Origin of the sequence: Corynebacterium sp. KPL2850, from assembly GCF_040225855.1 — a bacterium.
Lineage (GTDB): Bacteria > Actinomycetota > Actinomycetes > Mycobacteriales > Mycobacteriaceae > Corynebacterium.
The window spans coordinates 14329-29628 of the sequence record NZ_JBEHFV010000012.1 but is presented as its reverse complement, the minus strand read 5'-3'; the positions used below and the strand labels follow the sequence as shown (position 1 = coordinate 29628).

Annotated in this window: 13 protein-coding genes and 1 pseudogene; 7 read left to right on the top strand and 7 right to left on the bottom strand. The window is 60.8% G+C overall.

What is annotated here, in order from left to right; genetic code table 11:
* Positions 1-19: 19 nt before the first annotated feature.
* Positions 20-619 carry a TetR/AcrR family transcriptional regulator gene (locus ABRP93_RS05635; protein WP_349887213.1) on the bottom strand — a complete coding sequence of 200 codons (600 nt, stop codon included), beginning with the start codon at positions 617-619 and terminating at the stop codon, positions 20-22.
* Positions 612-2990 carry an MMPL family transporter gene (locus ABRP93_RS05630; protein WP_349887212.1) on the bottom strand — a complete coding sequence of 793 codons (2379 nt, stop codon included), beginning with the start codon at positions 2988-2990 and terminating at the stop codon, positions 612-614. Before ABRP93_RS05630 ends, ABRP93_RS05635 begins: the two co-directional genes overlap by 8 nt.
* A gap of 184 nt (positions 2991-3174) precedes the next feature.
* On the opposite strand from ABRP93_RS05630, the gene ABRP93_RS05625 reads away from it, so the two are divergent.
* Complete coding sequence (locus ABRP93_RS05625; protein ID WP_349863033.1) at positions 3175-3828, top strand: hypothetical protein; 654 nt, start codon at positions 3175-3177, stop codon at positions 3826-3828.
* Positions 3829-3835: 7 nt separating this feature from the next.
* On the opposite strand, the pseudogene ABRP93_RS05620 reads toward ABRP93_RS05625, so the two are convergent.
* Together ABRP93_RS05620 and ABRP93_RS05615 are read right to left on the bottom strand one after the other, a co-directional pair.
* Positions 3836-4375: pseudogene (locus ABRP93_RS05620) on the bottom strand (gamma carbonic anhydrase family protein).
* Positions 4375-4779 carry a hypothetical protein gene (locus ABRP93_RS05615; protein WP_023026048.1) on the bottom strand — a complete coding sequence of 135 codons (405 nt, stop codon included), beginning with the start codon at positions 4777-4779 and terminating at the stop codon, positions 4375-4377. Before ABRP93_RS05615 ends, ABRP93_RS05620 begins: the two are co-directional and overlap by 1 nt.
* Positions 4780-4854: 75 nt before the next feature.
* On the opposite strand from ABRP93_RS05615, the gene ABRP93_RS05610 reads away from it, so the two are divergent.
* A complete protein-coding gene (locus ABRP93_RS05610; protein WP_349887211.1) occupies positions 4855-5724 on the top strand; it encodes a patatin-like phospholipase family protein in 870 nt (289 codons plus the stop codon).
* A 153-nt stretch (positions 5725-5877) separates the two neighbouring features.
* A complete protein-coding gene (locus tag ABRP93_RS05605; RefSeq protein ID WP_034659302.1) occupies positions 5878-7440 on the top strand; it encodes an aspartate:alanine exchanger family transporter in 1563 nt (520 codons plus the stop codon).
* Positions 7441-7455: 15 nt separating this feature from the next.
* On the opposite strand, the gene ABRP93_RS05600 is transcribed toward ABRP93_RS05605, so the two are convergent.
* Entirely contained in the window at positions 7456-9090 is a 1635-nt protein-coding gene (locus ABRP93_RS05600) for a peptide chain release factor 3 (RefSeq protein WP_349887209.1), read from the bottom strand.
* 24 nt (positions 9091-9114) lie between these two features.
* On the bottom strand, positions 9115-9951 hold the full coding sequence (locus tag ABRP93_RS05595) for an SDR family NAD(P)-dependent oxidoreductase (protein ID WP_034659301.1): 837 nt from the start codon (positions 9949-9951) through the stop codon (positions 9115-9117).
* 117 nt (positions 9952-10068) lie between these two features.
* Between ABRP93_RS05595 and ABRP93_RS05590 the strand changes: the two genes are divergently transcribed.
* Positions 10069-11421 (top strand): TrkH family potassium uptake protein, encoded by a 1353-nt coding sequence (locus tag ABRP93_RS05590; protein WP_034659299.1) that lies wholly within the window; start codon positions 10069-10071, stop codon positions 11419-11421.
* The gene (locus ABRP93_RS05585; RefSeq protein ID WP_349863045.1) at positions 11414-12106 is read left to right on the top strand and encodes a potassium channel family protein; all 693 of its coding nucleotides are present in this window, start codon (positions 11414-11416) and stop codon (positions 12104-12106) included. The genes ABRP93_RS05590 and ABRP93_RS05585 overlap by 8 nt, the downstream gene beginning before the upstream one ends.
* On the opposite strand, the gene pth is transcribed toward ABRP93_RS05585, so the two are convergent.
* Positions 12103-12750 carry an aminoacyl-tRNA hydrolase gene (gene pth / locus ABRP93_RS05580; protein WP_349887207.1) on the bottom strand — a complete coding sequence of 216 codons (648 nt, stop codon included), beginning with the start codon at positions 12748-12750 and terminating at the stop codon, positions 12103-12105. The two genes, ABRP93_RS05585 and pth, sit on opposite strands and share 4 nt — an antisense overlap.
* A gap of 35 nt (positions 12751-12785) precedes the next feature.
* On the opposite strand from pth, the gene ABRP93_RS05575 reads away from it, so the two are divergent.
* On the top strand, positions 12786-13781 hold the full coding sequence (locus ABRP93_RS05575) for a nitronate monooxygenase (protein WP_349887206.1): 996 nt from the start codon (positions 12786-12788) through the stop codon (positions 13779-13781).
* A 63-nt stretch (positions 13782-13844) separates the two neighbouring features.
* Complete coding sequence (locus ABRP93_RS05570; RefSeq protein WP_349887205.1) at positions 13845-15299, top strand: glyceraldehyde-3-phosphate dehydrogenase; 1455 nt, start codon at positions 13845-13847, stop codon at positions 15297-15299.
* Position 15300: the final 1 nt, after the last annotated feature.

Genomic DNA, 15300 nt, shown 5'->3' with positions numbered 1-15300 from the left:
CTACGAGGATACTGAAACATCACACGAGGCCGCGCAGGGTGGCAAAGGCGTGGTGGACCAGCTCATCGCGTTCCCTTTTGCTGGGGGTCCTGCCCATTTCGCAGCGCCTTTTCAGCTCTTGCTGGCAGGCATTGCCAGTGCTGCCACACGCGTTCAAGATGATGGTGAGCTCGAAGTCCGAATATTCGGGGTAGCGGTCTTGAAAGGCAACGATGACACGGTGCGTGACGCTATCGAATTTCTTCTTTTCCTCGGCGGTGTGGCTGAGGTTTTCCATCGCCTCGCCGATCTTGAACAGGCTGTGCAGCGAGCGCAGCTCCATGTCTTCATTGTTGAGGGCATCAATGAGCGTGTATTCCAAGACCGTAGAGATGGGCTCGCCGGGAAATGCGGTGGGGATATCCTCTGCGAATGCCTCGAGGACATCCGCGGTGTAATGCAAGAGGGAATCGGCCACGGAAGAAAAATAGTTGTGGAACGTGCGCGGGGAGACCCCGACGGCGCTGGTGATATTTGAGACCGTGACTGCCTCAGCGCCGCCGTCCAAGGCGAGGCGGGCCGCGGCATCAGACATGGCCTGGCGCGTTGCTCGCTTCTTGGATTCGCGCAAACTAGTCACGATGAACCTTTCTTACCTTGTCGTGCTGAAAGCGCATGAGTGTCTCGCGCTCCTTGTGCAGGGCCTCGCCTTCGATATCCATATTAGGCACGATCTTATTCAACCACTTAGGGAACCACCACGCCTTGTCTCCTAAGAGGAACATGGTGGCGGGGATGACCATCATGCGGATAATAAAGGCATCAATAAGCACGCCCATTGCCAGGGCAAAGCCCATGGTCTTAATGAATGGCTCGTCCATCAGGATGAATGCCGCGAAGACCGAAATCATGATGAGCGCTGCGGCCGTGACCACGCGCGCGCCGTGCTTGAAGCCATTCGAGGTCGCGTTGGCGGCGGTCTTGCCGCTGACGTAGCCCTCGCGCATGCGGGTGACCAAGAAGACCTGGTAGTCCATGGCCAGGCCAAAGGTCAGGCCGATGAGCATGATGGGCAGGAAGGAAAGCAGCGGCTGCGGGTCGTTGACGAGGCCGAACATGCCCTCTTGCCAGATGCCAACGGTGATGCCGAAGGTAGCGGCCACGGAAAGTCCGTAGCCCGCGGCCGCAATGAGCGGCACCCAAATGGAGCGGAAGACCAGCATCAAGACGATGAAGGCAAGGCCCAAGACAATGGCAACATAGGGTACGAGCACGCTACTCAGGCGCTCAGAAATATCGTCGAAAATCGGGGTGATGCCGGTAATGCCGTAGGAGCCGCCGTCCTTAGAAAATTCGCCCTGGTACTCGCGCAGGCGCTCCAAGGTCTCGGTGGTTTTCTCATCGGTTGCGCCGGTGGTCGGCGTGATCATGATCTGGGCGGCATCGCCATTGTCCGTGGTTTGGATGATTTGGGCGTTATCCACGCCCTCGGTGTCGTTGAACTTGTGGAGCAGATCCTGGAAGGCCGGCATGCGGTCTTGTTTGGAGACGTCTTCCACATTGACAAAGGCGATCATCGGGGCATTGCGGCCTGGACCAAAGGCCTCTTCGGACATCTCGTAGGCCTCACGCTGCGGGGTGCCGGGGTTAGCAGAGCCATCGGTAGGCATAGCCAGGCGCATATTCGCAAACGGGATGGCCAGGATGGCAAGCACGATAACGCCTACGCCGAGGTGCAGCCACGGGTGGGCGCGCACGCGGCGGACCCAACGCAGGCCCATGGTTGGCTTCTCGTCCTCGGGGTCCGGAACCTTGGGGCCGGGCACGCGACCGGCGAAGATCTTGGTGCCCAGCAGGCCCAGCACGGCGGGGATAAAGGTATTGGCCACTAGCACGGCGATGACCACGGTGCCCGCGGCGGCGATAGCCATGGTGGACAGGAATGGGATGCCGATAATGGTCAGGGCTGCTAGGGCGATGACCACCGTGGTACCGGCGAAGACGACGGAGCCGCCGGCGGTGCCCAGCGCCATGCCCATGGCGTGAGCGCGGGTGCCTTTATCCATCTTCTTCAGCTCCTTGGCCAGTTCCTTTGGCGTCAGGTTATTCAGGCCCGAGGAAGTGATGAGCTCATTGCGGAAGCGGTTGACAATGAACAGGGCGTAGTCGATGCCCACGGCGAGGCCGATCATGGATGCCAACGTCGGGGTCATATCGGAGACGGTATCGGTAAAGACGGTGGCCAGCTGCACGCCGAGAATGCCGATGCCCACGCCGATGACGGCGGAAATCAGCGGCATGCCGGCAGCTACGAAGGAACCGAAGGTCACCAGCAACACGATGGCGGCAACGACCATGCCGATGAGCTCGGCACTGCCGTTCATGCCGGCCTCGGCCATTGAAAAGGCATTGCCCTGGTACTTAACGGAGAGGCCGTCGCCGTCATGCTCGTGCAGGACATCCGTTACCGCAGCCATTTCGTCATCGTTGATGTCCATGACATCCGCGGCATCGAAGGCGATGGTGACGGTGCCGGTGGTCTTATCTTCGCTCAGCGGGGAAAGCTGCTGCAGGTTCTTCGCAACCTGCTCTTCGGGCATGCCCTGGGCCCGCATCTGCTCGCCCATCTGCTTTTCCATGCCAGCGGCGGCGAGGACTGGGCTGACCAGCTCTTCTTGGTTCTTCAGCGCACCGGTGTCCTTGAGGTCCTGGAGCAGCTTATCGATGTCCCCTGCAACGGCATCATCGCTTAGCTCCTTGCCCGCAGGGGCCTGGATGACCACGGTGCCCTCTGGGGCGCTCATGGCATCGGTATCTTGATCGAAGTGCTCCATCATCTCTTCTTGAGTGGTGGTGGAGTCCATCTCCGGCATGGCGAAGTTGGGGTTCGGGGTTTTGGCAAAGCCGGCGGTGAGGCCGACCATCGCCACCAAGACGATGAGCCAGAAAGCGAGGAAGGGCCATACCGTGCGGTAGGACCAGCTTCCCAGCCGGTAGAGGAATCTGGACATGGGGTGAGCTCCTTTATGCGTGAGAGGGGTAGGGACTGCTTCTAAACCTTGCATAGTCTATGCAATCTTGCGGAAATGGTGCAAAGTAAGGTGCAGGTAGGCATAGTGGCGCAATAATGTGACCTATAACCCAGGCCAGCCCAGAGTGCACAGGGTGGCGCGAAGGATAGGTAGACTATCGCGCATGATTCACGCGGTAAGTTTCGCCCTCTTGGATTCGGTCAATGCTTTGCTCATTGGCATCCTTGTAGCCATCGGCATCATGCTCCCGCGCGGGAAGTACCGCTGGATTGCCGGCCTAGTCATCCTGGGAGATTGGTTGGGAGTTCTTACCGCCGCGGCCGTGGTCATGTTCGTGCTTTTGGGCGTGCGCGAACAGATAGCGGCCATCTTGGAGTCACCAATTGCCGGCGGCATCCTCATCATCGTCGGTATCGCCCTGGCCTTCGCCGCCTGGCATTCCCAGGGAAAACCCAATGCCTTGATCGGGCGCATGCTGCAACCGCTGCGCAGGCCTTCCATCACCACCGTGCTTATCGGGTTTGTGATGGGTGTGGTGCAATCGCTGACCTCCGTGCCGTTTTATTTCGGCCTCATGTTCTTGGCCACCGAGGATTTGTCGCTCGCCGGCCAATACGGCGGCCTCTTGTGGTACGCCACCCTGGCGCTTTCCCTGCCGGTGGTGTGCGGCCTCTTCATCGCCGTGGTGCGCGCCCACCCAGACTCAGCTGCTGGTCGAGTCTTTGCAGCGGCGCGCGAAAACAGCACGCGGGTAGCACTCATCAGCGGCTATGTTGTTGCCGCCTTCCTAATCATCATGGGTGTCGTGAACCTATAGGGATGCGCTAGTCAAAGTAGACATCATCAAGCGCGAGCTCAGAGGCGGACTGCCGTTGTGCAAGGTCCACGTAGCGCGCGGCGTGCGGGATAAATGCCGCGGATTGCTCGGCGGAAAGCTCGCGACGCACGGTGGCCGGGACGCCAGCGGCCAAGGAACGGGCCGGGATTTCCGCGCCCTCGCGCACCAGCGCGCCGGCTGCGATGAGTGAACCGGGCCCGATGGTGGAGCGAGACAGCAGGGTAGCGGACATGCCCACTAGGCTGCCAGCGCCCACATGGGTGCCGTGGAGCATGGCCATGTGGCCTACCGTGACATCATCTTCGAGGACGCACGGTGACTCCCGCTCCACGTGTATGACGCTATTGTCCTAGATATTGCACCTATTTCCAATGCGGATGGGGCCGACATCGCCGCGCAGCACGCAGCCATAAAAGACGGAAGAATCCGGGCCGATTTCCACATCACCAATGATGGTGGCATTCGGCGCGATCCAAGCGCTGCGGTGGATGCGCGGGCGCTTACCCTGGAAGGGATAGATAGGCATTATTCCACCACCACCGCGAGGCTGGGGGAAAGCTCGTACTCGCCGGAGATGGGGGCATCGGCAAGCGGAGCACCTGCAATCTCTGCCTGAGAAAGCGCGCTCGCCAGCGACGGCGTGATGGGGATGATCCAGCCGTGTTTGGGGTCTTTGACCGGCAGCGCATCCTTCGTTAAGGCGGGAAAATGCGCCGTGGTGGTGGGGGAGATAAGGGTTGCGGACTCGCGCGAGCCGGCGAGTTCGGCAAGGGCCCGCGCGCCCTGCTGACCGGTGATAATGATGATCAGCTGGTCGGCGGTCCTAATATCCAACCGGTCCACCTGCATGGTCGTCGCCGCGGAATCGGGCCGCGCCAAGTGCGGCGCCCCATTCCCGGTGAGCTTGGCAAGAGCGTCCAATAGTCCCATAACCCTTTAGTTTAGCCGCGTAGCTAGGAAGCGGGGTTGACCGCCGTAACATCGCCGCGCGTATTATGGGAGACCATGATTGATGCCAGCAATACCGCCCTTGTTATCGAAGGCGGCGGAATGCGCAATTCCTATACCGCCGCCTGCATAGTCAAACTCATCCAAGAAAACGTCACCTTTGGATGGGTAGGCGGGGTATCTGCCGGCGCCTCCCACACAGTCAATTACCTCTCGCACGATGCCAAGCGCGCGGAGGAATCCTTCACGGATTTTGTCAATAACCCCAGCTTCGGTGGCGTGGGCTCGCTGGTGCGCGGCAATGGCTATTTCAATGCGGAATATATTTATGAGCGTTCCGCGGATAAGGATATGCCTTTTGACTGGGAAGCGTACCGCAAGCATCCAGCGGATATGGTACTCGCCGCCGCCCGGGCCGATACCGGCGAATCCGTGTTTTGGACCCGCGATGAAGTGAAAGAACCGGAAGACTTGTATGTGCGGGTGCGCGCCTCCTCTACGCTGCCGCTGCTTATGCCCATCCGCATCATCGATGGCTCGCCCTATGTGGACGGCGCCTTGGGCTCGTCCGGTGGCATTACCATCGAGCAGGCGGAAGAGGCTGGCTACGAAAAATTCCTTTTCATCGGCTCCAAGCCGCGCGGGTATGTCCGCCCTGAGGTAGCGCGCCCGGCGATTACCCGCCGCATCTTCCGCAAGTACCCCGCTATTGCCGATGCCCTCATTGGCCGCCCACCCATTTATAACGCGGCCAAGGACCGGCTCCTCGAGCTAGAGCGACAGGGCAAGGCGCAGCTGTTTTTCCCAGAAGACATGCAGGTGACCTCCACCGAGCGCAACGTGGATAAGCTGCGCGCGAATTACCAAGCCGGCAAGGCGCAAACCCATGCCGAGTGGCCAAAGTGGAAGGAATTCCTGCTGGATTAGCTCACCTCTGGGCCGTGGTGTGAGATCGCCCTCCTGATTCTTGGCGGTGACAGAAGGAATAATAGCGTGCGCTGCACTAATGGCGGTATTCGGTGCAAGGTGCCAAGCCTTCTCAGCTAGCTAAATCGCGTTTAGCTCCTAAGATTGCACAGAGTGTTAGCTATTTTTGATGGCCATATTTGGCTGAGCATTTTCTTCATGATCGTGCTCGGCACGCTTTTTGGCATGATTCCCTTTGGTCCGTTGCGCTTCGGCGCGGCGGGTACCCTTTTTGTCGGCTTAGCCTTCGGATCCTTTATTGATCTGGATGACAATATCCTCAGTTCCTTGCAGGAGCTGGGCTTGGGCCTCTTTATCTATATGCAGGGGCTCTCTGCCGGCGAGGCCTTCTTCAAGGGTTTTTCCACCCAGTTAAAGCACATGTTGCTCGCCACGGTGGCGGTAATAGCCGCGGCGGCCGCGGCGCTGGGCGTAGGCAGCCTCATGGGGCTATCGCCGCTGGCTGTCACTGGCGTATTTTCCGGTGCAACGACGTCCACGGCATCGCTCGCCGTGGCCCAGCAGCAATCCGGCGAGGAGCTGCCCGCCGTGGGTTATTCATTGGCCTATCCGGTCGGCGTGGCCGTGGCCATCCTCCTCGTGGCATTCATCCTGCGGCATAGCTGGCCTGCGCAGAAGGACCAAGACCACTCGGCGGAAAAGATTTTCCGCTCGCGAACGATTAAGGTCACCCGCGATATTTCCTATGCCGAGCTGCGCGAGAAATTCGCGGATCATTTCGTCATCGCCACCATCCGCCGCGGCCGCGATATCGACGTGCCGGGCGATAACCCGGAATTGCACCGCGGCGATGTCCTGCGTGTGCTGGTGACCAAGGCAAAAGCTAAGGAGCTCACCGATGCCCTGGGAAAGCGCCAGCCCCAAACCCCGTTTGTGGATAAGCGCCTGGTCAATGAGACCGTGGCCATTTCCAATGAGGATATTGAGGGCCGCAAGGTTAAGGAGCTAAACCTCTTTTCGCGCTACGGCGCGCGGATTGTGCGGGTGCGCCGCGGCGATGAGGAATTCCTTGCCACCAATGAAACCCACCTGGAATCCGGCGATGACCTAGAAATCGTGGTCAAGCATGACCGCCTGGGCGATGTCCGCGATTACTTTGGCGATTCCGTGACGGCATACTCGCAGCTTAACTGGGTGGCACTCGGCGGTGGGCTGACCATTGGCTACCTGATTTCCCTCATCGTCGTTCCGCTGCCGGGTGGTGCGTCCTTCGAGCTCGGGTTCGCGCTGGGCCCACTGATCACTGGCCTGGTCTTGGGTGCCCTGCACCGTACCAGCCGCATTCCGTGGCAGATTCCGTCCCCGATTAATACTGCATTTCAGCAGTGGGGCCTTGCCATCTTCTTGGCCTCGGTGGGCCTGTCCTCCGGCGAGGCCTTTGTGTCCACCGCTTTCTCTTGGATGGGGCTGAAATCCATGGTGCTGGCCGCGATCATCGCCGTAATCATCATCGGGATTTTCGCGGTGGCCAGCCGCTTTATGGGGCAATCCGAAACCCGCACCTCCGGCGGAATTTCCGGCCTCTTTGGCCAGCCCGCGGTGGTCAATTACGCCACGGGCGCCAGCTCGGATTCGCGAATACTTACCGGCTATACCTCTACCATCGTGGTGGCGCAGTTCATGAAGATCGTGGTCATCCCCGTCATGCTGCTCTGACGGGCGGCCGCGGTATTAATCCGCGACCAAGGTCTCCATGGTGAGCTCGGGGTGTTCCTTTTCAATGAAGGCGAGCTTCCACTTATCGCCAAATAGGGCGATGAGCTCGCCGTCCTGGCGGGTGAAGATCTCTACGCCGCGCTGGCGGCCGAGTTCCGGTGCGGATTCGGCATCGGTGCGCCGCGCCACGGAGTAGGGGATGGGCTCGGTGACGGTTTCGACGTTGTACTCGAATTCCATGCGGGCCTGCATGACCTCGAACTGCATAGGGCCGACCGCTGCCATGACCGGGGAGGCATCACCGCGCGCATCGTTGCGCAGGACCTGCACCACGCCCTCGGCAGAGAGCTGATCCAAGCCCTTGCGGAAGGCCTTGTACTTGCCCAGCGATTTCGCGCGCAGGATGCGGAAGGCTTCCGGGGCGAATTGAGGCATGGGCTTGAACTGCACCTTTTTGCCGGAATAGATGGTGTCACCGGGAGCTAGCGCGCCCGCGTTGACGAGGCCCACGATATCGCCCGGGTAAGCGGTATCCACGGTATCGCGGGTGCGACCAAAGACCGTCAGCGCATACTTGGTGGAAAAACTGCGGCCGGATTGGGCGTGGTTGACCTGCATGCCACGCTCGAATTCGCCGGAGACCACGCGCATAAACGCCAAGTTATCGCGGTGCTTTTGGTCCATGCCCGCCTGCACTTTGAATACGACGCCGGAGAAGTCATCGGCTACCTCGCGGACCTCATCGATGGCGCTGGTGGCGGCCTCCACGGCCTTGGGATCCGACTCGCGAGAATGCGGTGCCGGGGCGATGGCACACAAGGTATCCAGGATCTGGTGGACACCGAAGTTCAGCATGGCCGAGGCGAAGATGAGTGGGGAGGTCACGCATTGCTCAAAGAGTTCTTGATCGTGCAGAGTGCCATCGGCGGCAAGCAGCTCGGCTTCCTCTACCGCGGTTTCCCACACGCCCTCTTCCCTTTCTTCTGCGGCCGCAGGATCGTAGTGCTCTTCCGGCGCGATGGTGGAACCACCGGCGGTGCGGATGAAGTGGATGTAGTTATCGGCCTCGCCGTCATCATTGATATGGGCCAGGCCGCGGAAATCGCCCGCGATGCCCACCGGCCAGTACAGCGGGGTGGGCTGCAATTGAATTTCGTTCACGATCTCATCAACGAGCTCGAGTGGCTCGCGGCCCACGCGGTCCCACTTGTTGATCACCGTGACGATGGGCAGCCCGCGCGCCTTACAAACGCGGAAGAGCTTGAGTGTTTGTGGCTCGAGGCCCTTGGCGGCATCGATAAGCATCACTGCGGCATCCACCGCGGTGAGCACGCGGTAGGTATCCTCCGAAAAGTCCGCGTGACCTGGGGTATCAACCAGGTTGATCATATAAGGCTCGCCCTCGTGTCCCTCCGGGGCGTATTCAAACTGCAGCGCGGACGAGGCGACGGAGATACCGCGGTTTTTCTCCATGTCCATCCAGTCAGACACGGTGGACTTGCGGTTGCCCTTGCCGTGTACCGCGCCGGCCTCATTAATCACGTGCGCATGCAGCGCCAGCGCCTCCGTCAGCGTGGACTTACCGGCATCCGGGTGGGCGATAACGGCGAACGTGCGGCGGCGCGAGGCCTCAAAAGCGACAGAACTCATGCGCCATAGTCTAGTGCTTGAGCGCTACCACTCCACATTGAGGCGGCGGCCCAGATCCTCAAAGACGCGGTGGGCCACAGAGATATTCTTCGCAATCGGGCGCTGCACGCCCAGCGTGCGCTTATTATTGTAGTATTCCCCGGACTGAAAATGGATGCCCTCGGTGCCGGTGAGGAAGTAAGCCAAGTTCTCGCCGCCGGCCTCTGCGGTGCCAAAGGCCTTGCCGATGACCCCGGAATACACCTTGCCGGTAAGCCCGTTCGAGGACTTGCCAAACTCGGTGGCTAATACGCCCGGGTGAAAAGACACCGCGTTGATGCCGTGGGCATCGATAAACCGGGCGAGCAAGATATCCGCCAGCTTGGCATTGCCGTATGCGCGCTCTGGGCTGAAATGCTCCAGCGTATTGGGATCTGCCGGGTCGAAATTGGAGATCAGCATATTGGCCAAGGACGCCGTGTTGACCACGGTGGCGTTACTATCGCGCAGCTTTTCTTGCAGCAGGGATGTCAAAAGGAAGGGCGCGACGACGTTGACCTGCCACGTGCGCTCGAATCCATCGGCAGTCATGGTGGGGCCATCGAAGATACCCCCGGCATTATTGCCCAAAGCATCGATGCGCTCTAGTTGTTGCAGGTCATTAGCCAGCTGGCGCACTTGGGCAAGCGATTCGAAATTGGCGAGGAAATACTGTCCGTCCACCTCCTTTGCAACGGCCTTGGTCTTGTCCGGATTACGACCGATGATGACGAGGTTATCCTGCGGGCGCGTGCGGCGAATCTGCCGGGCGGCTGCGGCACCAATGCCTGACGATGCCCCGGTAATCACGATGGTCCTAGCGGCGGAATACGGCGAAGTCATACGCTAGATTCTAGCGATGGTCGCGACATTCGTTTGCGACATTCGTTCGTGATATTTCTCCGCGGCGTCCCGCCGCGCAGTTCCGCTTGGGGCTGGACGGGCCTATACTTCCGGTTTGTGAAGCGCCTGCTTTTTCTGCGGCAGTGGGGACCGGCGCGGCTAACAGCCACCGGGTTTCTACTGCTCATCCTGATAGGAACGGCATTGTTATTGCTGCCGTTCGCCGAGGCGGGAGATTCCCGCGCCTCGTTTTTATCTGCCCTTTTTACCGCAACCTCCGCGGTCTCGCTGACCGGGCTGGTCGTGGTCGATACCGGAAGTTTCTGGAGCCCAGCCGGGCAAGTGGTCATCTTGGCCCTCATCCAACTGGGCGGTTTGGGGATTATGTCGCTGGCCTCGCTATCTGGCTGGCTTTTAACCGGCCGGATTAGCTTTAAGGCGCGCAAGACCGGTGCCTATGAAAGCCGGCCCATCCTTGCCGGTGGCATCCGCCGCACCCTGATTTTTACCTTTGCCTTTACCGCGCTGGTAGAAAGCATTATCGCGGCGGCGGTCACCGCGCGCCTGATGGTGGGCTACGGGCATTCCTTCCCGCGGGCGTTATGGGAGGGTATCTTCCACGCCATTTCGGCGTTCAACAATGCCGGGTTTAGCACCAATAGCGATAACCTCGTGCCGTTTGTGGGCGATGCCTGGATCCTCCTGCCGCTGGCCGGAGCGGTCATCGGCGGCGGGCTGGGTTTCCCGGTCTGGGCGGAATTGATGCGTCACATGCGGCGCGGGTCGGAGGCGATGCGTCGCATCTCTATTACCGCGCGGATGACGCTGGCGGCCACCGGCGTGCTCATTGTGGCCGGCACGATATTTTTTGCCTTGACGGAGTGGAGTGGCGTACTGGCACCGATGACGTGGGGCGACAAGCTCCTCAACGCGTTCTTTGCCAGCGTGTCCCCGCGCACGGCCGGTTTTAATACCTTCGACTACGGTGAGGCTCACCCGGTAACGCTCATGGGTACCGATATCTTGATGTTTATCGGTGGCGGCTCGGCCGGTACCGCCGGCGGCATCAAGGTCACCACGGCGTGCGTGCTATTAGCCGCCATGGCCGCGGAGTTCTTGGGCAAGGAAAAGACTTCCATCTACCACCGCAGCCTTCCCCACAGTGTGACCCGGCAGGCGCTAGCATTGAGCTTTGCCGGGGTGCTGGTGGTGACCCTCGGCGTGGCGGCGCTGCGCTTTTTCGACCCGCAATTCAGCGGCGATCAGGTCTCCTTTGAGGTCATGTCCGCCTTTGCCACCGTGGGCCTATCCACCGGGATTACCGCCAGCTTGTCTGCACCCTCACAAATCGTGTTGTGCTTCATCATGTACTTGGGCCGCGTTGGCCCAACCACCCTGGTAGCAGCGTTGGCGGCCAAGAACCTCAGCCGCCGCTATAGCTACCCCGAAGAAAGGCCCTTCATTGGCTAGCATTTTTAAGGCGTTGGGCCACTCCCGCGCCACCCTGGACATTGCCCCGGTCGTCGTCATTGGCTTGGGGCGGTTTGGTTGCTCCCTGGCTGGCGAGCTCATGGGCCATGGGGTAGAGGTCCTCGGCATCGATTCCGACGAGAAGATTGTGCGTGAACGAGCGCCCCATTTAACCGAGGCCATTTCGGCGGATACCACCGATCCGGCGGCGCTGCGCCAGTTGGGCATCGACGAGGTGGAGCGGGTCATCGTGGGCATCGGCTCGCACCTAGAGGCATCCATCCTCACCGTATCCAATTTGGTGGAGCTGGGGGTCAAAGATATTTGGGCCAAGGCCAATTCGGAGGCCCATGAGCGCATCTTGCGACAGATCGGCGCCCACCACGTCATCCGCCCCGAGCGCGATACCGGCCGCCGCGTGGCCTACCTCTTGGGCGGGCGCTTCCGCGATTTTGCAGAGATCGCCCCGTACTATGGCGTGACGCAGATGGCCGCGCCCTCCTCGGTTACGGGTCGCCCGCTCGATTTGGGCGAGGTATGGCGCACCCACCACGTGCAGTTGGTGTCGGTCTGCCAGGCGGAGGGTGCTTGGGCCCCGCTTGCCGATGCCACCCAGCTCGCCCCCACCGACTTCATCGTCGCAGCCGGCAGCCCACAGGCGCTGGAGAAATTTTCCCAGTCTTAGCGCGAATGTATGCGGTTTTGGGCTTGTACGAGCCCTTGCGTGGCGATGAGCTGGGCGGCTTCGGCGGCGGTGGCGATGGCGGTATCGAAGCCGGGGCCGGCATCGACAGGTGCTAAAACATAATCCGGAATCGACGAGCCCTTGGGCGGGCGCGCGATGCCAATGCGCACGCGCAGGTAGTCCCGCGTGCCCAGGTTGTGCGTGAGCGATTTCAGCCCGTTGTGCCCATTTTCATTGCCGCCCTGCTTCAGACGAATTTTATTGGCCGGCAGGTCGAGCTCATCGTGGATGACGATGATGTGGTCTGCCGCAATGCCCAAAGCCTGCGCCAGCGGGGCAATCGGATCGCCGGAGAGGTTCATAAACGTTGTCGTGCGCACCGCCAGCGCGCGGGTATCGCCCCAGCGCAGCGGGGCTGCCTCGAGGTCCATTCCGCGCACCGGCTCAAGCACGTCGCCGCCTTGGGCCAGTACATCGTCGACGGCCATGTATCCCACGTTATGGCGAGTGGCGGCGTACTTCGCGCCGGGATTGCCCAGGCCAATGATGAGCCAGTCTGCCTCTAACTCGGCCGGGTCCAGCCCCTGCTGCGCTGGCGAGGGACCGCCGAAAAACCGGGTAATAAAATCTTTCAAAGCTGCCACGAATGCGCCTTTCTAGCTCGGTACAGTAGTGTCCTATGAGCCAGGTTATTCAATCTTTGCGCCGAACCGTAATGCCAGCGCCCATGGCGGGCGGGCCTACCACCGTGGATCTGGTGCGCGCTGCGCATCAGGCCGGTTCCTTTGGCACCCTGGGGCTTGGGTCTGCCAGCGTGGATTCTGCCCGCAGCCAGATTGATGCCTGCGCCGGCATCCCCTTTGGGGTGAACCTGTTTTGCCCGCAGGATCCGTTGAATCCCGGGCAGTTGGCTGCTGCTGCGGAACTGGCCGCGGCCGAAGGTACCTCGCTGCCGGATCCCGATTATTCCTTCGGCTTCCATGACAAGCTCGAGCTGGCGCTCCAGGGCGGCGCGCGCGTCGTGTGGTCCATGTTCGGCGCCTTTGACTCTGAGCAGCTTGCCTGCATCCACGCCGCTGGTGCCGAAGCTTGGACCACCGTCACCACGCCCGACGAGGCCCGCGCCGCCGCCAAGGTGGGAGTGGACGCCCTGTGCGTACAAGGCCCCGCAGCCGGCGGGCACCGCGGTACCTGGGACCGCATCGCGCTTCCAGACGATCGACCCCTGCCAGATCTCATCGCTGCGGTCTATGCGGCCGTCCACGCCGTCGCACCGAACATCCCGCTGATTGCCGCGGGCGGGCTGCGCACGGCAGAAGAAGTCGCCCAGGCATTAAGCCTGCCCGGCGTGGCCGCCGCATCGTGCGGCTCTGCCTTTTTGCTGACTAAAGAAGCCGGAACCAGTGACTACAACCGCGAGCTTCTCCAGCGTGGCGGGGCCACCGTATCCACCCGCGCTTTTTCGGGGCGCCATGCGCGCGGCTTAGAGACTGACTACACCCGCACCCACCCGGATTTACCCCCGGTATATCCCATGCTTAATTCCGTACTCAAGGAACGCCGAGCGCAGCACGATGACACCGTAGCCTACTGCCTCGTAGGTGAGCCGGCAGCAAAAATCCGCGGGGGTAGTGTCGCGGACATTCTGGACTCCCTATGCCAAAACAAACACTAAGACACGCTAAAATTTGGGGCGAAGATTTCTAGCCACCCCCGAAATAGAAATGGATGGAGCCTCGTGACTGCGAACGCACATATTGGACATGATGACTGGAACGAGCGCCTGGAATTGGCGCAGCACATGATTCCCCTCATCCACCAACTGCACCGCAATAACAACGTCGTCGCCACCATCTTCGGCCGCCCGCTGGTTGGGCAGACCGATATCGACATCATCAAGTCCCACCGCTACGGACGCCGCATTGCCCAGCGCCAGCTCTCCACGGCAGAAACCCTGCCCATCCTGTCCGAACTAGCGGATATGAACCTAAGCTCCGCGTCCATCGACGTCGGACGCCTCCTCTTGGGCTTTGAAGAGTCGGGCGAAGATGACCTGCGCCGCTACCTCGAAGATGAACTCACGGAAATAGTCGGTGCCGGTGAAGACATCGACCCCACCGATGTCGTGCTCTACGGCTTTGGCCGCATCGGCCGCCTCCTTGCCCGCATCCTCGTCGCCCGCGAGGCCGCTTACGGCGGCGTGCGCCTGCGCGCGATCGTGGTGCGCAATAAGGGCGAAGGGGACATCATCAAGCGCGCCAGCCTCCTGCGCCGCGATTCCGTCCACGGTGCCTTCAACGGCACCATCAGCGTGGACGAGGAAGAACAGATTATCTGGGCCAATGGCACGAAGATCCAGATGATCTACGCCAACGACCCAGCGACTATCGATTACACCGAATACGGCATTAATAACGCCGTGCTGGTAGATAACACCGGTGTCTGGCGCGATAAGGAAGGCCTGTCCCAGCACCTTGAGGCCAAGGGCGTGTCCCGCGTGCTGCTGACCGCACCGGGCAAGGGCGATATCAAGAACATCGTCTTTGGCATCAACGATTCCGCCATTACCGATGACGATAAGATCCTCTCTGCCGCATCGTGCACCACCAACGGCATCACTCCGGTGCTCAAGGTCATCAATGACCGCTACGGCGTGGCCCACGGCCACGTGGAAACCGCGCACTCGTTTACCAATGACCAAAACCTCATTGATAACTACCACAAGGGCGAGCGCCGCGGCCGCGCTGCTGGCCTGAACATGGTGCTCGCCGCCACCGGTGCCGCCAAGGCCGTGGCCAAGGCCCTGCCCGAGTTCGAAGGCAAGCTGACCGGTAACGCCATCCGCGTTCCCACCCCAGACGTATCCATGGCGGTGCTCAACCTGGAGCTGGAGCAAGAGGTCGACCGCGATGAGGTCAATGACTTCCTGCGCAACGTCTCCCTGCACTCGGATCTGCGCCAGCAGATTTCCTACATCGCCTCCCCAGAGGTCGTCTCCAGTGACTTCGTGGGAAATACCAACGCCGGCATCGTCGATGGCATCGCCACCATCGCCTCCGGCAAGCACCTCGTGCTTTACGTCTGGTACGACAACGAGTTTGGTTATTCCAACCAGGTCATCCGCGTGGTGGAGGGGCTTTCTAATGCCCGCCCGGTGGTCCTGCCCAAGCGCGTTTCTCCCTCTGAGCTCTAAG